We start from the raw sequence: 18,569 nt of genomic DNA, 5'->3' as shown, positions 1-18,569 counted from the left end.
TTACTCTAAATATTCATAGCTTACCCGTGGGGTAATATTACAGACTAACTCGTAAGGGATTGTCGTGGCACATTGGGCGATTTCTTCAACGGGTAATTCTGGGCCCCACATCACCACCTCATCGCCGACTTTGATGCCATCAGCATTTTCACCAATATCAACACTGATCATATCCATAGAGATGTTGCCAGCAATACCATAACGTTTGCCAGCAATCACTACAGGGGTGCCATGTTTAGCATGACGCGGATAACCATCACCATAGCCCATAGCAACCACTGCAAGCTTAGTCGGCTGAGCACTTTGCCAACAGCCACCATAACCAACACCTTGCGCGGCATCAACATCGCGAATTGCGATGACCTTAGTGGTTAAGCGCATCACCGGCTTCAGCTGATGGTCTTTGCCAGAAGTGTTAAGCATTGGTGATACACCATACATCATCAAGCCTGGACGCACCCACTCGCCATGACCGGCAGGCCAAGCAATAATACCGGCCGAATTTGCTAAACAATGTGCTTGTTGTTTGCCTTGCACTAATGAATCAAACAAAGCAATTTGCTCAGCTGTTTTGGGATCATTAACATCATCGGCACTGGAAAAGTGCGTCATTAAATTGATTGTATCTTTAGCGTTATTAGTCGCTTGCAAGCGCTGATAAAAATCATTCAATTGCGTTGGTGCAACCCCTAAACGATGCATACCCGTATTGATTTTTAACCAGCAACTGATTGGTGCATCGAGCTTTGCATTTTCAAGTGCTCTGAGCTGGTTTTCATCATGGATTATGGTTTGAAAGTTATTGGCTAATAAAATCGGCAAGTCATCTTGATGGAAAAAACCTTCCAGCAACACAATAGGCTTGGTCAGCCCGCCTGCTCGCAGTGCGAGCGCTTCATCTATTCGTGCCACTGCAAATGCGTCGGCATCATTAAGGTGCTGCGCTATTTTTACTAAACCATGGCCATAAGCATTGGCTTTTAATACCGCCATAACTTTACTGTTAGGCGCAAACTGTCGCACTTGCGCTAAATTATGAGCAAGTGCTTGTAAATTAATTTCGGCAATAGCTAAGCGCATTAGTAATCATCATCTACAGCAGGCCCCGCGTAATTATCAAAGCGAGAAAATTGACCTTGGAAGGTTAGGCGCACTTTACCAATTGGACCATTACGTTGTTTACCGATGATAATTTCAGCAATCCCTTTCTCAGTACTGTCTTCGTTATATACTTCGTCGCGGTAGATAAACATGATTAAATCGGCATCCTGCTCGATAGAGCCTGATTCACGTAAGTCGGAGTTAATTGGGCGTTTATCGGCACGCTGCTCTAGAGTACGGTTTAGCTGCGACAGTGCTACTACTGGGCATTGGAGTTCTTTTGCTAATGATTTAAGTGACCGTGAGATTTCAGCAATTTCTAAAGTACGGTTATCAGAGAGGCTAGGAACGCGCATCAGCTGCAAGTAATCGACCATGATCATACTTATCCCACCGTGATCACGAGCAATACGACGCGCACGTGAGCGAACATCTGTTGGAGTTAGACCTGACGCATCATCAACATACATCTTTCCTTTTTCCATCAGTAGCCCCATGGTTGATGAAAGACGCGCCCAATCGTCATCATCCAATTGACCGGTGCGCACTTTGGTCTGATTAATTCGACCAAGGGATGCCAACATTCTCATCATGATTTGCTCCGAGGGCATTTCTAATGAGTAAATAAGCACAGGCTTATCTTGTGTCATTGCGGCATGTTCAGCTAAGTTCATCGCAAATGTGGTTTTACCCATCGACGGACGGGCAGCCACAATGATTAAATCTGATGGCTGCAAACCTGTGGTCATTTTATCTAGATCGGCATAACCGGTACTTACCCCCGTCACACCATCTTGTGGCGACTGGTACAACTCTTCGATTTTATCGACTGTTTTTTCTAAGATGCTGTGAATACTTTGTGGACCATCATTACTTTTTGTCCGCTGCTCAGCAATTTTAAATACTTTACTCTCTGCAAAGTCGAGTAAATCGTGGCTGGTGCGCCCTTCCGGATTGAAACCTGCTTCGGCTATTTCATTGGCAACGCCAATCATTTCACGTACTACAGCACGTTCGCGCACGATATTCGCATAGGCGTCGATGTTTGCCGCACTTGGCGTATTTTTAGCAATTTCCGCTAAATAAGCAAAACCACCGATACCACTGAGTAAATTCTTTTTCTCTAAGCTCTCTGATATGGTGATCAAATCGATTGGATCGCCTATTTCTGCAAGTTCGACCATGGCTTCAAAAATAAGCTTATGGGTACGTGTATAAAAATCTTGCGAAACGACCAACTCGGCAACACGGTCAAAGGCTTGATTATCAAGCATTAAGCCACCTAAAACAGATTGCTCTGCTTCGATGGAATGAGGAGGAACTTTAAGAGTGTCGACTTGTTTATCTGGTTTAGCCATAACTTCGCAATACTAACAATGAATGGCCTCTATTCTATCTACTTGGCTACGTTGTGCAAAGAGCAAAGCTGGATTTCTTTTCCTGCTTTGCTACGGGAGATTACTTTTGCTTACGTAATTCTATGCGCCCACTGATAGTATCTATTTCTATATCAGCATCACCACCATTAACCGCAAACTCTAATTCACTTGATGGGCCGTACTTGGCTTTTTTCACCTTGTCATTACTCAGCTTATTAACGATTTTACCATTGGCGTGCGCTTCAATTTCAAACCGCGCAGAGACGTTAGCAGGGAAGTAAAAATCGGCATCACCACTAACAGACTCATAAGTAATTTGCGCACCTTTGAGTAACTCAGTAATATGTATTTCACTCTCACCATTTACCGTGCTAATACGTAAGCTTTTTAATGCCTGAAAAGCAAAGTCGATATCACCATTAACGTTCTCTAAGCGAACTTCTTGTGCTGCTGTTTTAGACTTAATATCACCATTGACAGCAGTAAAACGCAGCGTGCCTTGTGAATCTTTGTCATTAATTTCACCGTTTACGGTTTCATAGCGTATATCACCTTTTAAGCCTTCCGCACTAACATCACCATTAACAGTATCCACACTAATATTGCCACTGATGCTTTGTAAGTTAATATCACCATTAACAACATCGATATCTGCTCCTGCATGTAAATCTTTAGCACTGATGTTGGCATTAACACCGGTAAACTCAAGTTCACTGCTTTTTGGCATATAAATAACTAACTGAGAACCATCACCACTATTCCAACCGTTATTATTGTTACGCGGCATTTTAACGATAAACTCGATACGGTCCCCTGCTACTTCTAAACGATACCCTTGTGCTTTGTCGTCAAGCTCGCCGGTGATCTGTAATTGTGATTTATCCCAGCCCTCAATACGTACATTTCCACGTTGGTTATCTATAAAAATGCGCTTATTAGCGGGCACCTCAATTTGTTCATTGATTTTTTCACCAGCAGAGGCGAAAAACGGCAATAAAGTGAGTGCTAATAGTAATGTTTTCATGGTTGATACTCCTAAATTTGTTGCCACTTCGGTGCATGCACCTTATTGATTAAATCTAATTGCTGCTGATAAACCTGCGCGAGCATTTTTAATAACGCAGGGTTCTCAGGTTCATTTTTGAGGGCTTGCTTTATTGCCCGCTCAGCGTCTTCTAATTCTGTTAATTGCTGTTGCCAGTTATCTGTCAATGCAGGCTGATTTTGATATTGCACCAACAAGGTTTGTTTTTGCTGGGTAAAATAGTCACTCATCACTACACTTGTCCCAGGCTCAGAGCCAGAAAACAACAACTGCACGGTTAATAAAGCCGCCACCGAGCATGCTGCCACACCCGCCAATTTAGGCCACAGCGCAGCTTTAACTTGCGCCAGTGGAGCGTGCGTTAATGCTTTTTCGATACCTGGCCATAAATCTTTTTGTGGCGAGATCTCTGACTCAGTGTTATTGATTGACTCAGTTAAAAATGTTTCAAAATTAGGCTTACTCATTTTCATACCACTCTTTTAATAACTGACGGGCGCGATGAAATTGCGACTTACTAGAACCCACTGCCATTTCTAACATAGTGGCAATCTCTTCATGGCGATAACCTTCAATGGCATGCAGCACAAATACCATACGAGCTCGCTCAGGAAGTCGTAGTACTAACTTGTCGAGTCCATTTAGACCTTGGCAATCTGTTGCACTTTGCTCATCCATACCGCTTTGCTCGAAGCTCACTACTTTTTGCAACCAATTCTTATGTTTACGTAAATAGCTAATCGCAATATTACTGGTAACACTGTGTAACCAAGTTGAAAACTGTGACTGCCCTTCAAAGCTGGCGATTTTATGCCATAGCTGCACAAATACTTCTTGAGTTGCATCTTCGGCATGTTCGCGATCTGCGAGTAACCGTAAGCACAATCCATAAACCCGCTTTACGTGTAATTCATAAAGTGCGGCATAAGCATTTTGATCACCGCTTTTTACACGGGTAATAAGTGCATCTTCGCTTAACTGTGTAAAAGCATGTTTTGCATCTATCAACATCGTTGATGTTGTCCCTTTATGATTATTATTATGAATTTAGTGTATTAGACGTCAGTAAGGATCGAAAAGGTTTAAATGAAATAAAATTATTTTGCAGAAAAAAGCTAACTGAAGAGTTAGCCGTTGTGATGAGATTAATTTAAAGGGTGGGTTCTTCGTTGGTTTTTTCAGGTACTTTATATGACCAGCCTAGGAAAACTAATTTAGCGTCAGCCGCGCTGCCACTGCCCCCACCACTACTTATATTTGCTAGATTTGAATCATGGTGAATACCACCTTTACCAGACGCTGAAACCGTTTTTCCCCGAATTGAGCCACTGAAACCACCATTAGCAACGACTTTAACATCAGTCTTTGGCGCATAGATGGCTGCGTACAAATTAGCATCAGCATCAATATCAATACCATTGGTTTGTTCATTGCTTGAATAAATACTGAATACCGGTTTACCCGTTTTGGTTAACCCATGCTTCATAGTGATCGATCCTGGAGACGCTTTCAATTTTACTTTACCGTTAACATAAAGGCTTAAGCTGCTGCCTTGTGCTATATGGATCTCTGAAGCACCTTCCATCATAAAGTGACCATTTACTATCAAGGTTACATCACCACCCGCGACTTTTAAAATACCATTATTTAATGAGAAGTTACCCGCTTTTAATACTTTTACATCAACAATGTTATCAATTGTGTTTAACGTATAATTAAGTGTCGCAGGACGTGCGCCTAGCCACTTTTCCCATACATAATCGCCTTGATTTTCAATCTTAGACTGAGCTATCTCAGGTGTTAATTCGTAGATAACACGTGTTTCTGGCTTACCAGAGACGAGTGTTGAACTACCATGTTTCACAATAATATTTTCGGCGCTAGAATCAACCAGACCATCAACAACTGTTGTTATATTTATTGAATCGCACTGTGTTTGCCCTGCTGTAAAATTATCAGGATCTTGAAAAGGAACCAACGCAACATTTGGTGATACATTATAACGCGGATCTGAGTAAGGAATACCATCTTGCTCAAGGTGCGGAGCTAAATTTTTTGCGTTTAACTTGCCGCCATATAAAACGTCTAAGCCATCATTATTTCTATTTTCTAACACAGTACTCGCACTGTTATTAGGAAAGTTAAGATCTTTATTTGCTCGAACTACACCTAATATTCTTCCTTGATTCCAGGTAACCCCTCCCGCCGATAAAACATCTCCGCCTACCGCTGTATCAAGTGGGAAACCATCAGGTAAAACTGGATCAGTCGACACTGTAAAATTCGAATCGATTATAATATGATTATTTGCACGCAATGTGCCTGTGATTGGAGACGAGCCGGAAAAAGTGATACTGCCAGTCGCATGAACACTCCCCCAAATAGTTGAAGCTCCTGATAATGTAACATCTTTATCTTTATAGATAGTGCCAATTATAGCCCCAGCCTCGGCCTTATCAGGGTCATAATCCCCTTTACTTGAGTCATAGCTATCAACACGACCACTGGCGCTAAGCGACACACCTTCACAACCCACAATTGCGTTCTCAAAAACAGAGCCTCTTTTACCAGCCGTAAATCCAAACCGTGCGACTAAATTACTTTGTGCATCACCACCATAACGCTCACCCAAGCTGGTGATTTCTAGCTCTCCAGCAGCATTTTTACTAATACTGGCATTATAAGTTGCATCTTCGCCAATCAAACCGCGGCCTGATGCTGTGCCTGTCGCTGCGATCAAACCATCGATATCTAAGGTTTTATCATCTGAAAAAGTTTGCTGTAATAACTTAGCTTCTTCAAAGACACCTTTTTCAGCGAGTAAACGGCTATTTATTTTCTTTTGAAAATTGCCACTCATACGCTCTTGAATAATATTTTCACGCAATGAATTAAGTACCACAATACTCGCCATACTGGTGAGGATAAGTACTGTTACAAGCGTAAAACCACTTTGTTTTTTAGCCATTACACACCACCAAAAGCATTGTTTAAAATAACATTAGAGACCGCAATATCAATGGCAATAGTGTCTCCAAATTGCGCAGGTAAGTTCTCTGGGCCAACATTAATAGTGACAATGTTATTATCAATTGCAAAACTCAACTGGGCGACTCCCGTCAATAACCGCTCTGCTGGAGCTGCTCCTAACGTACACATTAAATTATTGCCCACTAGGCTATAAACTTCATTTATATCAGCTGTTGATATACTGCCATTACAGGTGATAACCCCTGCAGACTGAGAAACAGTGATTGCCGAACCATCTACTGCAACCAAAGGTGTGCTTGGTGTTTGCTTAATGCTACGAGTAAAAACCTTACTAGTATAACGTATTACTTCTTGTGCATTTTCAAGCTCTTTACTCACTGAAATAGTGCCTTTAATGGCTGAGTATGAAAGGCTAACTCCAGCTAGTAGAAATGAACCAGCGGCTAGAGCGACCATCAATTCTACAAGGGTGTAACCTTGCGGACGATAAATTGCCATCATCAAATACACCCAACTGGTAGTTCAGGGTAACTAGCATTTAAGGTAATTTGATTTTCTAATTGAGCAGGGTCTTGTTGCTTGATCCGCTCATCAGCCCATGAAACTGTGATTTGCATAGCATGCGCATACGCCGCAGGTAGCCTCAGCTGATACTCATCGATTTGCGGATCTAAAGAGGCACGAAAGTTAGCATCCGTGAATAACGCCGGATTCGTCGTTTGTAACTCACACAAACGAGGCCAAATACGCTCTAACGTATTTTGCCCTTGCACCAGCGATACGGTGTAATTAAAACTGTTAGTGGCATATTGTAGGGATTTGAGCTGAGCTGCTGCCAACCCTAATAAAGCAATACCAGCGATAACAACCGACAACATCACTTCTAATAATGAAAAGCCACTTTGTTTAATCATTATGCACATGCCACTGATTTTTCAACTAACCAATTTTGGCCACTTTTTAAAATGCACAAGTAATAATCTACCGTTTTATCATTGTCATCTTTAATTAAAATCTCGCTCGCCGCAGAGATTTCGCCACTTGACCACACGGTACGCTCAACTAAACCAACTGTTACACCATGATGTTGGATGACGAATTCTTTTAATACTGTATCAACACCATCAACAGCTGCTGTTACCTGCCATTTATCGCCACTTACCACTAGCTTAATCTCACGATTACGTTTTACCGCCTCACTGCGCGCATATTTATACACACTATTGAGCTGATTTGCGGTGGTAACAACCCGATCTTGCATGATTTGCTGGCTAAAAGAAGGAAACGCTAATACCGCCATAATCGCAACGATCCCAACCACAATCATCAACTCGACTAATGTAAAACCGGCTGTTCTAGTCATTGTTACTCCCAGCAACTATTAGCATCAGCTGATTGTGTGCCATCATGCTTAATCACTAATGCACCACAGCGATCTCCTGCTTGGGCAGAACCGATTTTTGGGGTTGCAGTTAATGTAAATGCACGACTTTTAAAATTAGCATCCGCTGCAGCGCCACTAACGCGGTTTAGCGCTGTATAAGTAAAAGTATAAAAATCTGTATTTTTTGCCGTATCAAAAGCGTTTGGATAACCACCATTACGCGAATAAATCCGCTCTAAGACTGCGCCATGTTGCAACATTACTTGTTGAATATCGGCACGGCGACTACGCTCCATATGCTCGACATATGAAGGCATAGCGACACTGTATAAAATACCAAGAATAGCCACAACTATTAATAACTCAATTAATGTGAAACCAGAAGAAAGCTTCGCATTTTTCATCATCTGCTCTTTCAATTTTACATCCTTACACTATGTCAAGCGCTCAAACAATATACAGAGACAACGCTGTCACTGTCAATAATCTGTAACCTTATTACAATGCAGCTACATTTTAATAGGTATAAATAATTAGTTTTTATTTTAAATCAAATAACACTGATAAAAACCTAAAAAAGGGACTTTACCTAATGTTGATATGAAAATGGCACGTTCAGGATGTGGGTGGTAGTGATAGTAATCAACAAAAAAGCCGTACTTTTCAGTACGGCTTTTTTCGCTTAATTAAAAATTAAGCTTCAGCGATCACGATTACTTTGATAGTAGCCGTTACTTCTGAATGAACTGCGATTGATACGTCAAATTCGCCAGTCTCACGGATAGTACCTAGAGGTAAACGAACTTCTGACTTAGTAACTTCAACACCAACAGCTGAGATAGCGTCAGCGATGTCGCGAGTACCGATAGAACCGAATAACTTACCTTCGTCACCGGCTTTAGATACTAATGTAACTTCAGCTAATGCTTCAAGCTTATCAGCGCGTGCTTGTGCAGCAACAAGCTGGTCAGCGATTTTCGCTTCAAGCTCAGCACGACGTGCGTCAAAAGTTTCAACGTTAGCTTTAGTTGCAGGAACTGCCTTACCTTGTGGGAAAAGGAAGTTACGTGCGAAGCCAGATTTAACTACAACCTGGTCACCTAGGCCACCTAGGTTAGCGATCTTATCTAGTAGAATAACTTGCATGTTTCTACACCTTTTAAAAACGTGTTAATCCGCTGCTTACTTATGTAAGTCAGTGTATGGAAGAAGGGCTAAGTAGCGAGCACGCTTAATAGCTGTTGCTAGCTGGCGCTGGTATTTAGCGCTAGTACCTGTAATACGGCTAGGTACGATTTTGCCACTTTCTGTAACATAGTTTCTAAGAGTAGCTAGATCTTTATAATCGATTTGTTGTACGCCTTCCGCTTTAAAGCGGCAGAACTTACGACGTCTGAAATAACGTGCCATGAGATAAATTCCTCAAATAATTCTTTCTATATGCTGAGCATGCAAAACCAATTGGCTAAGGCCGTTACGACCTTCGTGACGATTTAAAAAACCGCTCACTTGCAATGCCTGCCCAACGTGCAAATGTTGAGTCTGTTGTTGCATTTGCTTACCACTGGCAACCACTTGAAGCCTTACATAACTATTACGGTTAAGGTTAGCTTCAACTTGCATTGATTTATGTTCTACAACAAAAATACAATGCGGGATACCAGCAGGGCTTTGGCTAATCTTAGGTGTTTTACAAACAACCCCAGAAATAACCAGCTGATTCATAAAAGGACTGACCATATGGTTTACCTTAAATTATCGCTGATCAAACACCATGCTTGGACTCAAAACAATTAAGCAGCTGGTGCTTCTTTCTTCTCTTCTCTTACAAGAGGAGATGCTTCAGTTACAGCGTCTTTAGTACGCATAACTAAGTTACGAAGCACTGCATCGTTGTAGCGGAAAGTAGTTTCTAGCTCGCTGATTACTTCAGTAGGTGCTTCAACGTTCATAAGAACATAATGAGCTTTATGAAGCTTGTTGATTGGGTATGCCAGTTGACGGCGGCCCCAGTCTTCAAGACGGTGGATAACACCACCAGCTTCAGTGATAGAACCAGTATAACGTTCGATCATACCAGAAACTTGCTCACTCTGATCTGGGTGAACCATGAATACGATTTCGTAATGACGCATGGATATTCCTTACGGTTAATAGAGCCTTCTACCGTTTCAGCCGGTCGGTTTAAGGCAAGGAATTAATATTAAATAGGCCGAAATGAGCGCGCATTTTACGCTTAGTCGGAAAATTAAGCAAGTAGGTTTTTAGCTTTAAGTGGTAAGTTGAAAAATCAGCTATCAGCTCAAAAAGAAAAACCATGCTTATTAAGTCAAGCATGGTTTCAAATTTTATCTCTAAACTGACAGCTACAAGCTTAAAGCTTTTATAACTGTGTCGCGTTTCTCTGGCGTAACACTTCAAACAAACAAACACCTGTTGCTACAGATACGTTTAAACTTGAAACAGTGCCTGCCATTGGAATTTTAACTAACACGTCACAATGTTCACGCGTTAAGCGGCGCATACCTTCACCTTCAGCGCCCATAACAATTGCCATAGGGCCGGTTAGATTGGCATCAAATACATGCACATCGGTTTCGCCAGCAGTACCAACAACCCAAACACCGGCATCTTTAATTTCACGTAAAGTACGGGCAAGATTGGTGACTTGGATCAGCGGTACTGTCTCAGCTGCGCCACAGGCCACTTTACGCGCTGTGCCATTTAATTTAGCTGATTTATCTTTTGGCACAATAATAGCGTGAACACCGGCGGCGTCTGCACTACGTAAACAAGCACCTAAATTATGCGGATCTGTTATGCCGTCTAAAACCAGTAAAAACGGCGTTTCTTCACGGGCGATTATTGCATCCAAATCTTTTTCATTGAAAGTCGGGGCCGCAATCACGTTAGCAATAATGCCTTGATGCTGCTCACCCTTTGATTTGTTATCAAGGGCTTTACGCTGCATAAACTGCACTGAGATACCAAACTTACGCGCCTCTTCAATAATTGGAGATAAGCGTTTGTCATCACGCCCTTTTAAAGCATAAATCTCAATAAAACGCTCAGGCTCACTTGCGAAAATTGCTTCAACAGAGTGAAAGCCAAAAATCAATTCATTACTCACGTATCACTTGCTCCTGAACTCTTACTTTTACGGGCGTTTCTGCCGGGTCTTTTTGGCTTTTTAACAGCCTTTTTTTTCGGTTTTTTTACTGCTGTGGTAGTGGTTGCAGCAGCTGACTTTCCTGCTGGCTTCTTTTTACCTCTACTGGCACTGTTTTTTTTGGGCTTTGCTTTGCTCTGTTCAGAACGACCGCTAAGTTCACCTGACTCTTTTGCGTCAGCTTTTTTACCTGGTATTTTGCCACGTTTTAGCTGTGAACGAACGCTTGCTGGAGTGTGACCTTTCGTGTCACTACGACGACGAGCATATCTATCTTGTGCCACATTGCCATCTAACGTTAAGTTAATACGGCGCTCATCCAAGCTTACTGATGCCACCTGAACCGTTACTTTATCACCTAAACGATAAACTTTACGAGAATGCTCACCAATCAAGCAATGTTTAGCGCCATCATATTGAAAATATTCATCGCCTAAATTAGTGACATGGATAAGGCCATCAATTTGTAAATCAGCTAAGCGAATAAACAAACCAAAGTTAGTAACCGATGAGATCACCCCTTCAAATTCGTCACCCACATGATCTTGCATGTATTCACACTTCAGCCAATCAGCTACTTCACGGGTTGCATCATCAGCGCGACGCTCCGTATTTGAGCACTGCTCACCCAATTGCGCAACTTCTTCGTCACTATAAACATACGCACCCGACGTAACCATACCTTGCGCTTTCAAAATGCCTTTAATGGCACGATGTACGACTAAATCTGGGTAACGACGAATTGGCGAAGTGAAATGTGCATATTCGCCTAATGACAAACCAAAGTGACCGATGTTTTCAGCTTGATATACTGCCTGCTTCATCGAACGCAGTAGCATAGTTTGGATAAGTTCAGCATCAGGGCGGTCGCCAAGCTTGGCTAACACATGGGTAATTTCTTTTGGTGTTGGCTCATCACTGAGTGTTGATTCAATACCCAACTCTGATAAAAACTGTCTAAAGTTAGCCAGTTTTTCACCATCTGGTTCAGCATGAACACGATAAAGCGCGCTGGCTTCGTGTTTTTCAAGCATTTTAGCCGCTGACACATTGGCTAAAATCATACATTCTTCAATCAGCTTGTGGGCGTCATTACGCAGTACCGGCACTATTGATTCAATTTTACGCTGAGCGTTAAATACAAAGCGAGTTTCGAGGGTTTCAAACTCAATCGCTCCGCGCTCTTGGCGGGCGGCTTTTAATGCCATATACATTTGCTGTAAATCAGTTAAATGTGGCACGACCGGTGCGTATTCAGTACGTAACTTCTCATCACCTTGTAAAATAGCGTTTACTTTGGTGTAGGTTAAGCGCGCATGCGAATTCATCACCGCTTCGTAAAAACGATAGCCTGATAATTTACCTTCAGCCGATACCAGCATTTCTGCGACCATACATAAACGGTCAACTTTTGGATTTAATGAACATAAGCCATTAGACAATACTTTTGGCAACATAGGAATAACTTGCTCAGGGAAATACACTGAGTTACCTCGTTCGATTGCCTCGGCATTAAGTGGGGTGTTCATTCCTACATAGTGGGATACATCGGCAATCGCCACCCATAACCGCCAACCACCCGATTCAACCGGCTCACAATACACTGCATCATCAAAGTCACGCGCGTCTTCACCATCAATTGTTACTAATGGTAAATCACGTAAATCAACACGATTTTGCTTGTCGGCTTCTTCAACAAATTCACCTAAATGCTCCACCTGCTTTTCAACCGCTTCAGGCCATACATGTGGGATATCGTGATTACGCAGTGCTACTTCAATTTCCATACCTGGGGCTAAATGCTCACCTAATACATCAATCACTTTACCCACTGCATTCATATTACGATTAGGGTTTTGGGTAATTTGTACTTGCACCATTTGGTTATGACGTGCGCCGTTTTCACTGCCTGGTAAAATAATAATATCTTGGGTAATACGCGGATCTTCCGCCACCACCACTGCTATACCATGCTCAACAAAATAGCGACCAACAATCGGGGCTCGCTCGCCAGTCAGCACTTTAATAATGCGCGCATCGCACTTGCCACCAGAGCCTCGTTTAGTGCCTTTAGCCAGCACAATGTCGCCATGCAATACCATACTCATTTGATGTTTGGCAATAAACCAGTCTTTACTTTCGCCTTCGACTTCTAAAAAGCCAAACCCGTCACGGTGACCAATTACTTTGCCTTTAACAAGCCCTGCTTCATCAATTAAGGCGTAGCATTTAAATTTATTAAAGAACAGTTGACCATCACGCTCCATGGCACGTAAACGACGCTTAAAAGCAATTTGACGCTCATCATCGCTTACCGCTAACTCTTCACATAATTGATGAAAATTAGCAGGCTTGGCACGGTCTTTTATATGAGTAAGTATAAACTCACGGCTTGGGACAGGGTTTTCGTACTTTTCTTGTTCTCGACTGAGATTAGGATCTTGGTTTGACATTCACTATCTTGTTAATTGGTTATGATGTTATTTTAACCCATAACCGATCAATGAGACAGGCAAAAGCTATGAAACTTTTAAGAAAGCGCTTTTACCTGCTTTAAACTGCTTATAATGGCGTTATAGCCAGCCTTTTTGTTTGGCTATACGCGCTGCATCTACTCGGTTTATGGCATTTAGTTTCGCAATAGCGTCTGATAAGTAATTACGTACCGTGCCCTCGCTTAAATATAACCTTGCGGCAATATCGGCTGTTTTCAACCCTTCACTTGCGAGTTGCAATGCTTTTCGTTCTTTATCTGTCAACGGATCAGTATCATCTAATGCGTTAATAGCAAGCTCAGGATCAATGACCTTTTGCCCGTGCATTACTTTTTTAAGCGCGCTAATTAATTCATCGCTCGGGGCTTCTTTTAAAATAAAGCCCTTAACGCCAGCACTTAAAGAACGCCTAATATAACCCGCTCGCGAAAAGGTGGTCATAATAACTATTTTTATAGCTGGGTATTTTGATGCAATTTGCTCACTGAGTTCGATGCCGTTCATGCTAGGCATTTCGATGTCGGTTAAAATAATATCAGGAAGAGAGTTGCTATCTAGCATGTTTATGGCTGTTAATGCATCTTGCCCGTTACTTGCTTGACCAATTACCTCAATATTAAAATCTAGACTTAATAATGCTGCGATTGCGTCGCGCACAAGCGCCTGATCTTCTACTAAATACACCTTAATCATTGGAAATCCTTCGTAGTTAAAGGCAGCATTACATTTAAACTAAAGTTATCCTCACAGGTAAATGTAGCCTTACCGTCTAGCTGCTCTGCTCGTTCTTTAATGCCATTTAAGCCATTTCCAGGTTTTATTGAGCTACATGGTGCATGATCAATCACATTGATTATTAATTGCTGCTGATTTTGCGTTATGCTAACGATGCATTTCTTGGTGCTACTATGGCGTAGTAAGTTAGTAACAGCCTCCTTAATTATAAGACTTGCGATACCTTCTACTTTTGCAGGTAACGCATTTAACTTCACATTAAAATCCGCCTCAAAACCTTGTTCGGTTAGCCTTTGTTTCAATTGGGAAATTTGGCTCGCAAGATTGAGCTGTTTTAAATCACTGACAGCACTTCTCACATCACTCAATAGCTGCCTTGCAAGCTCTGCAACTTGGGCAATTTCAGTATTTGCTTGTGTGTAACGCTCACCTTGATTTAATTTATTAGCAAGCTCTGCTTTTAAAGCAATTGATGAAAGAGAATGACCTAAAATATCATGTAAATCGCGGGCAATACGTTCGCGTTCAGCAATTGCTGCTAATTGTTCTAATTGCGTGGCGTTTTCTTGCTCGCGGATTTTATATTGCTGCTCTCTTTTTGCAGCTATACCGTAGCTAAATAGGGCAACACATAAAATTAAAGATATGGCGAGAAAGTATTCTACTTTTGCAACATCGCCAATATATGCACTTAATAAAACAGTTAAAATGACCACTAATGCTGAATAAATTCGTTGCAGTTTACTATATGCATAACCGACAATGTAGGCAACGAAACCAAATAATGTCGGTGTGCCTGAGGTATAAAAAGTAGCACTAAAACAAACTAACAACATAGCAATAACTAACTTAGTAGTATCGGTATCTTGGCAATTTATTGCTTTTACATAGAGCATAATAAAAGCAATATATAAAGCTAAGGACATAAAAATGTTGTTTGCGGTTAAATTTGCAAAGTTAATCATAATTGGCAACAAATAAAAGCCGGTAAAAATTAAATGTCCATACTTCCAAAACCCTTTATCTATTTGCTCAGCAACCGTGTCAAGTGAACTCATACTAATACCCCAAGTGTATCGTTTTATTTATAATTATGTTTTTACTAAATAACATAAAAACACATAACAACATAAAGTAACCGGCGTAAGTAATACTAAAACTATATATTTCAAAAAAGTCGCTGATATATAAACTGATTAAAATTAAAGCATTCATAATTACCTCCAGTTGAATGTGATAACTATGCCAGCCGCTAAAAAAAATAAGAGTGTAAAATGTCATCAACTTTGCTGACATTTGTCATGTTTTAAAAATTTCACCTTATTATGAGCAGTGATAAGATAGTAAAAAATAGCAGAGCGAATTTACATGCAACCCCAACAACAAAGTTTAATTTATTTACATATTGCGGTATTACTTTTTGGTGGCACAGCACTATTTGCCAAATTAATAAATCTCAACGCATTAGATATCACCGTGTACCGCGCAGCCATAGCGGGTCTGGCTATTATGATATTGCTGTTATGGCAAAAAAAAGCAATTAAACTCAGCTGTGCTAAAGATTACTTGATTGCTTTGTTGTTAGGAGCTGCTGTAGGTATACATTGGGTTACCTATTTTGCAGGTATGCAAATGGCTGGGATTGCCATTGGCATGATTGCATTTTTTACTTACCCAGTGATCACCGTATTTATTGAACCATTCTTTAATAGTAGTAAACCCAAAGTAAACGATTTGCTCAGTGCAGGCGTAGTAATAACTGGGATCTATTTACTGATCCCAAATGTAGATATGGGTAATAATGTGACCTTAGGGGTGGTAACAGGGATTATTTCAGCATTTTTTTTCGCTTTTAGAAATATTGTTCATAAGCGATACTTTAGCCACTACGCTGGGCCACAAACTATGTTTTATCAAACATTAGTGGCTAGCTTATTATTATGTGCTTTTATTGAAGTACCAGTGATAAATATAGCAAACCAAGATTTGGGGTTATTGGTCGTCGCTGGTGTAATTTTTACTGCAACTCCGCACTCTTTATTTGCGGCAAGTTTACAATATTTATCAGCATCAACAGCGGGGCTTATTTCTTGTTTACAGCCTTTGTATGGCACATTTTTAGCTTTTTTGCTGCTGCATGAGCAACCTTCACTACAGACCATACTTGGCGGTGCTTTAGTGATCAGTGCAGCATTTTACGAAACATGGTCAATTACTCGGAAACACAGATTATGATAAAAGTTTTTGCTCATCGCGGCGCCAGTGGCACTTATCCAGAAAATACTCAGAGTGCAATTACAGCTGCTGTAGACATAGAGGTTGATGGCATTGAAGTCGATGTACAAAGCTGTTTGGATGATTACATGATCATCCATGATACTTGGCTAGATCGCACAACCAGCGGCCGCGGCAAAATAAATAAATTCACCCGAGAGCAAATTCAATGTTTTGATGCAGGCAATGGTGAATTTGTCCCAACCCTACAGCAAACTATTGATTGGACAGCTAATAAAGTGCTCTTAAACCTTGAGTTAAAACATACTTTTTCGTTGGATAAATTTGTTGAGCTGATTGAATTAAATATCGTTAATAACAAACTATCTCAGGATATGCTGTTAGTCTCTTCATTTGATCATCATCAATTAATGTGGCTTAAACAAAAACTACCTTGGCTAAAAATTGGCGCATTAACGGGCTCCATTCCCATCAACTATGCCGAATTTGCCCAGCGCTTACAGGCGTTTAGTATTCATGTTGATAAAAACTTTATTAACTATGAGTTTGTCGCGGATGCCAAACAACGCGGCTTACAAGTTTATGCATACACTGTTGATAAACAAGAAGATATTGAGTTAATGCTTAGTTTTGGTGTCGACGGAATTTTTACTAATTATCCATGCAACACTAAAATGATTTTAAACTCACTGTAGTTATTAAAAAATGGCTGTCGTTCATCCTATATTCTTGAATTAAAGTGAATTTGAACGATACTGAGTAAAACAAATGCAACAGCCGAGCGGGCAATTAATGAGTGGGTATATGCGTATTTATAACTTTATAGAACAAAGCTTCTTTTTTACTTTAACCCGAAAAATTGTTGGCAACCTTAGCTTTGTATTTATTTTTCAAGCTATTACTCTGATTTGGTTATATAACAATCTAACTACGCAAGGCGCAGACACTAGCCTATTTTGGTTACTCACGGTGATTATTATTGCCGGCTTTGCCTTTACACTCTTTTACATGCGCTTTCTGATCGTGCGCCCAGTAACAGCAATGCGCGATACGTTAGTAAAAATTAACCGCCAAGATGCAAACTTAGCAGCTAAACTCCCCCACTTTACCTATGATGAATTTCGTGAGATCAGCCAACAGTACAATACCTTTACTGATCATCTAAGCCAATTACTCGCTACCACTTACCAAAGTTCGCAGGCCAGCGCACAAAGTAATAATCAAGTGACTGAGTCAATGCAACATACGGCGCAGCTAAGCGAACAACAAATTGATTTTAGCCAAACAATAACCGCAGCCAGTAATCAAATAACTGATAGTCTGCAAAGTATCGTTACCAATACCGATGATGTTCATCAAGTAAACGCAGAGCATTTAAACTTTGTTACACACTCTGCACAAGAACTCACAAAACTAGTCACTCAAGTTAAATCGATTAGTCATGTATTGAGCCGTTTTTCAGAAACGATTTCTGGCTTAAAACAAAACAGCGAGAATATTCGTAGCATCCTGAAAATGGTTGAAGAGTTTTCAGATCAAACTAATTTGTTGGCGCTTAATGCTGCAATAGAAGCCGCTCGTGCGGGTGAAGCTGGTCGTGGTTTTGCGGTTGTAGCAGATGAAGTAAGAACTTTATCGGTTAAAGTAAGCGATGCAACTCGCCAGATCAGCGATTTCATCAACCAAATGGATTCTTTAGTAAATCAAACAAATAAAGAATCTGAGCAACTTGTCAGTTATTCACATAATGCAGAAACAACCATTAGTAATACATCCCATGGATTTACCGATCGGCTTGTTGAATTTGAACACAATCAACAACAATTACAGCAAATTGTAAGCGCTGTGCACTTACTCGAACAGACACAAAATCAAACCCATCAATCAGTTGAACAAATCGTTGCATTAGGCAGCCAAGCAAAAGCACAAATTGATGTAGCGCTAGGTGATTGTCAATTATCACAACAGCTAAGTGAGCAAACTCAGCAGCAGTTAAAGCGTTTTGTCTAAGTACAAGCGTTTTAACTGTGCTGTA

21 protein-coding genes are annotated in these 18,569 nt (G+C 40.9%); 3 read left to right on the top strand and 18 right to left on the bottom strand.

Annotation, left to right across the window (positions count from 1 at the left end; genetic code table 11):
• The 18 genes from alr to J7338_RS05950 all read right to left on the bottom strand — a co-directional run bounded on the left by alr (position 1) and on the right by J7338_RS05950 (position 15,357).
• The gene (alr, locus tag J7338_RS06035) at positions 1 to 1,080 is read right to left on the bottom strand and encodes an alanine racemase (protein WP_210796200.1); all 1,080 of its coding nucleotides are present in this window, start codon (positions 1,078 to 1,080) and stop codon (positions 1 to 3) included.
• Entirely contained in the window at positions 1,080 to 2,459 is a 1,380-nt protein-coding gene (dnaB, locus tag J7338_RS06030) for a replicative DNA helicase (RefSeq protein WP_145237015.1), read from the bottom strand. The genes alr and dnaB overlap by 1 nt, the downstream gene beginning before the upstream one ends.
• Before the next feature lie 100 nt (positions 2,460 to 2,559).
• Positions 2,560 to 3,504 (bottom strand): DUF4097 family beta strand repeat-containing protein, encoded by a 945-nt coding sequence (locus J7338_RS06025; protein ID WP_210796199.1) that lies wholly within the window; start codon positions 3,502 to 3,504, stop codon positions 2,560 to 2,562.
• An 11-nt stretch (positions 3,505 to 3,515) separates the two neighbouring features.
• Positions 3,516 to 3,998 (bottom strand): hypothetical protein, encoded by a 483-nt coding sequence (locus J7338_RS06020; RefSeq protein WP_210796198.1) that lies wholly within the window; start codon positions 3,996 to 3,998, stop codon positions 3,516 to 3,518.
• A complete protein-coding gene (locus tag J7338_RS06015; protein WP_210796197.1) occupies positions 3,985 to 4,536 on the bottom strand; it encodes an RNA polymerase sigma factor in 552 nt (183 codons plus the stop codon). The genes J7338_RS06020 and J7338_RS06015 overlap by 14 nt, the downstream gene beginning before the upstream one ends.
• Before the next feature lie 139 nt (positions 4,537 to 4,675).
• Positions 4,676 to 6,493: a pilus assembly PilX family protein gene (locus tag J7338_RS06010; protein WP_210796196.1), complete on the bottom strand. Its 1,818-nt coding sequence runs from the start codon at positions 6,491 to 6,493 to the stop codon at positions 4,676 to 4,678.
• Positions 6,493 to 7,017, bottom strand: a complete 525-nt coding sequence (locus J7338_RS06005; RefSeq protein WP_210796195.1) for a PilW family protein — start codon at positions 7,015 to 7,017, stop codon at positions 6,493 to 6,495. The genes J7338_RS06010 and J7338_RS06005 overlap by 1 nt, the downstream gene beginning before the upstream one ends.
• A complete protein-coding gene (locus J7338_RS06000; RefSeq protein ID WP_210796194.1) occupies positions 7,017 to 7,430 on the bottom strand; it encodes a type IV pilus modification PilV family protein in 414 nt (137 codons plus the stop codon). The genes J7338_RS06005 and J7338_RS06000 overlap by 1 nt, the downstream gene beginning before the upstream one ends.
• Positions 7,430 to 7,879 (bottom strand): GspH/FimT family pseudopilin, encoded by a 450-nt coding sequence (locus J7338_RS05995; protein ID WP_210796193.1) that lies wholly within the window; start codon positions 7,877 to 7,879, stop codon positions 7,430 to 7,432. The genes J7338_RS06000 and J7338_RS05995 overlap by 1 nt, the downstream gene beginning before the upstream one ends.
• Positions 7,880 to 7,881: 2 nt before the next feature.
• Positions 7,882 to 8,319: a type IV pilin protein gene (locus tag J7338_RS05990; RefSeq protein ID WP_338052490.1), complete on the bottom strand. Its 438-nt coding sequence runs from the start codon at positions 8,317 to 8,319 to the stop codon at positions 7,882 to 7,884.
• 274 nt (positions 8,320 to 8,593) lie between these two features.
• A complete protein-coding gene (gene rplI, locus J7338_RS05985) occupies positions 8,594 to 9,046 on the bottom strand; it encodes a 50S ribosomal protein L9 (RefSeq protein ID WP_210796192.1) in 453 nt (150 codons plus the stop codon).
• Positions 9,047 to 9,082: 36 nt separating this feature from the next.
• Positions 9,083 to 9,310 carry a 30S ribosomal protein S18 gene (gene rpsR / locus J7338_RS05980; RefSeq protein ID WP_002962753.1) on the bottom strand — a complete coding sequence of 76 codons (228 nt, stop codon included), beginning with the start codon at positions 9,308 to 9,310 and terminating at the stop codon, positions 9,083 to 9,085.
• Between the two features lie 12 nt (positions 9,311 to 9,322).
• Positions 9,323 to 9,640: a primosomal replication protein N gene (gene priB / locus J7338_RS05975; protein ID WP_210796191.1), complete on the bottom strand. Its 318-nt coding sequence runs from the start codon at positions 9,638 to 9,640 to the stop codon at positions 9,323 to 9,325.
• Positions 9,641 to 9,693: 53 nt separating this feature from the next.
• Positions 9,694 to 10,035: a 30S ribosomal protein S6 gene (gene rpsF, locus J7338_RS05970; protein WP_145236974.1), complete on the bottom strand. Its 342-nt coding sequence runs from the start codon at positions 10,033 to 10,035 to the stop codon at positions 9,694 to 9,696.
• A 248-nt stretch (positions 10,036 to 10,283) separates the two neighbouring features.
• Positions 10,284 to 11,030: a 23S rRNA (guanosine(2251)-2'-O)-methyltransferase RlmB gene (gene rlmB, locus J7338_RS05965; protein ID WP_210796190.1), complete on the bottom strand. Its 747-nt coding sequence runs from the start codon at positions 11,028 to 11,030 to the stop codon at positions 10,284 to 10,286.
• On the bottom strand, positions 11,027 to 13,522 hold the full coding sequence (gene rnr / locus J7338_RS05960; RefSeq protein WP_210796189.1) for a ribonuclease R: 2,496 nt from the start codon (positions 13,520 to 13,522) through the stop codon (positions 11,027 to 11,029). Before rnr ends, rlmB begins: the two co-directional genes overlap by 4 nt.
• A 120-nt stretch (positions 13,523 to 13,642) precedes the next feature.
• Positions 13,643 to 14,257, bottom strand: a complete 615-nt coding sequence (locus tag J7338_RS05955; RefSeq protein ID WP_210796188.1) for a response regulator transcription factor — start codon at positions 14,255 to 14,257, stop codon at positions 13,643 to 13,645.
• Positions 14,254 to 15,357, bottom strand: coding sequence for a sensor histidine kinase (locus J7338_RS05950; protein ID WP_210796187.1), 1,104 nt, complete (start codon positions 15,355 to 15,357; stop codon positions 14,254 to 14,256). The genes J7338_RS05955 and J7338_RS05950 overlap by 4 nt, the downstream gene beginning before the upstream one ends.
• Positions 15,358 to 15,667: 310 nt before the next feature.
• Between J7338_RS05950 and J7338_RS05945 the strand changes: the two genes are divergently transcribed.
• From J7338_RS05945 to J7338_RS05935, 3 genes are all read left to right on the top strand, one after another.
• Positions 15,668 to 16,534, top strand: coding sequence for a DMT family transporter (locus J7338_RS05945; protein WP_210796186.1), 867 nt, complete (start codon positions 15,668 to 15,670; stop codon positions 16,532 to 16,534).
• Positions 16,534 to 17,229 (top strand): glycerophosphodiester phosphodiesterase, encoded by a 696-nt coding sequence (locus tag J7338_RS05940; RefSeq protein WP_210796234.1) that lies wholly within the window; start codon positions 16,534 to 16,536, stop codon positions 17,227 to 17,229. Before J7338_RS05945 ends, J7338_RS05940 begins: the two co-directional genes overlap by 1 nt.
• Before the next feature lie 97 nt (positions 17,230 to 17,326).
• Positions 17,327 to 18,544, top strand: coding sequence for a methyl-accepting chemotaxis protein (locus tag J7338_RS05935; protein ID WP_210796233.1), 1,218 nt, complete (start codon positions 17,327 to 17,329; stop codon positions 18,542 to 18,544).
• Positions 18,545 to 18,569 lie beyond the last annotated feature (25 nt).

The sequence above is a fragment of the Pseudoalteromonas ostreae genome, from assembly GCF_018069805.1.
In the GTDB taxonomy this organism is placed as follows: Bacteria; Pseudomonadota; Gammaproteobacteria; order Enterobacterales; family Alteromonadaceae; genus Pseudoalteromonas; species Pseudoalteromonas ostreae.
Note: the sequence above shows the minus strand (reverse complement) of the source record. Positions and strands in the feature narration are given on the sequence as shown.

What these genes read in the sequence shown, in the direction of transcription:
- J7338_RS06000 (WP_210796194.1), bottom strand. Translation starts at nt 7,430, where the DNA reads ATGATTAAACAAAGTGGCTTTTCATTATTAGAAGTGATGTTGTCGGTT.
- dnaB (WP_145237015.1), bottom strand. Translation starts at nt 2,459, where the DNA reads ATGGCTAAACCAGATAAACAAGTCGACACTCTTAAAGTTCCTCCTCAT.
- alr (WP_210796200.1), bottom strand. Translation starts at nt 1,080, where the DNA reads ATGCGCTTAGCTATTGCCGAAATTAATTTACAAGCACTTGCTCATAAT.
- J7338_RS06015 (WP_210796197.1), bottom strand. Translation starts at nt 4,536, where the DNA reads ATGTTGATAGATGCAAAACATGCTTTTACACAGTTAAGCGAAGATGCA.
- J7338_RS06020 (WP_210796198.1), bottom strand. Translation starts at nt 3,998, where the DNA reads ATGAAAATGAGTAAGCCTAATTTTGAAACATTTTTAACTGAGTCAATC.
- J7338_RS05935 (WP_210796233.1), top strand. Translation starts at nt 17,327, where the DNA reads ATGAGTGGGTATATGCGTATTTATAACTTTATAGAACAAAGCTTCTTT.
- J7338_RS06025 (WP_210796199.1), bottom strand. Translation starts at nt 3,504, where the DNA reads ATGAAAACATTACTATTAGCACTCACTTTATTGCCGTTTTTCGCCTCT.
- J7338_RS06005 (WP_210796195.1), bottom strand. Translation starts at nt 7,017, where the DNA reads ATGATGGCAATTTATCGTCCGCAAGGTTACACCCTTGTAGAATTGATG.
- rpsF (WP_145236974.1), bottom strand. Translation starts at nt 10,035, where the DNA reads ATGCGTCATTACGAAATCGTATTCATGGTTCACCCAGATCAGAGTGAG.
- J7338_RS06010 (WP_210796196.1), bottom strand. Translation starts at nt 6,493, where the DNA reads ATGGCTAAAAAACAAAGTGGTTTTACGCTTGTAACAGTACTTATCCTC.
- rpsR (WP_002962753.1), bottom strand. Translation starts at nt 9,310, where the DNA reads ATGGCACGTTATTTCAGACGTCGTAAGTTCTGCCGCTTTAAAGCGGAA.
- J7338_RS05945 (WP_210796186.1), top strand. Translation starts at nt 15,668, where the DNA reads ATGCAACCCCAACAACAAAGTTTAATTTATTTACATATTGCGGTATTA.
- J7338_RS05955 (WP_210796188.1), bottom strand. Translation starts at nt 14,257, where the DNA reads ATGATTAAGGTGTATTTAGTAGAAGATCAGGCGCTTGTGCGCGACGCA.
- rplI (WP_210796192.1), bottom strand. Translation starts at nt 9,046, where the DNA reads ATGCAAGTTATTCTACTAGATAAGATCGCTAACCTAGGTGGCCTAGGT.
- J7338_RS05950 (WP_210796187.1), bottom strand. Translation starts at nt 15,357, where the DNA reads ATGAGTTCACTTGACACGGTTGCTGAGCAAATAGATAAAGGGTTTTGG.
- priB (WP_210796191.1), bottom strand. Translation starts at nt 9,640, where the DNA reads ATGGTCAGTCCTTTTATGAATCAGCTGGTTATTTCTGGGGTTGTTTGT.
- J7338_RS05995 (WP_210796193.1), bottom strand. Translation starts at nt 7,879, where the DNA reads ATGACTAGAACAGCCGGTTTTACATTAGTCGAGTTGATGATTGTGGTT.
- rnr (WP_210796189.1), bottom strand. Translation starts at nt 13,522, where the DNA reads ATGTCAAACCAAGATCCTAATCTCAGTCGAGAACAAGAAAAGTACGAA.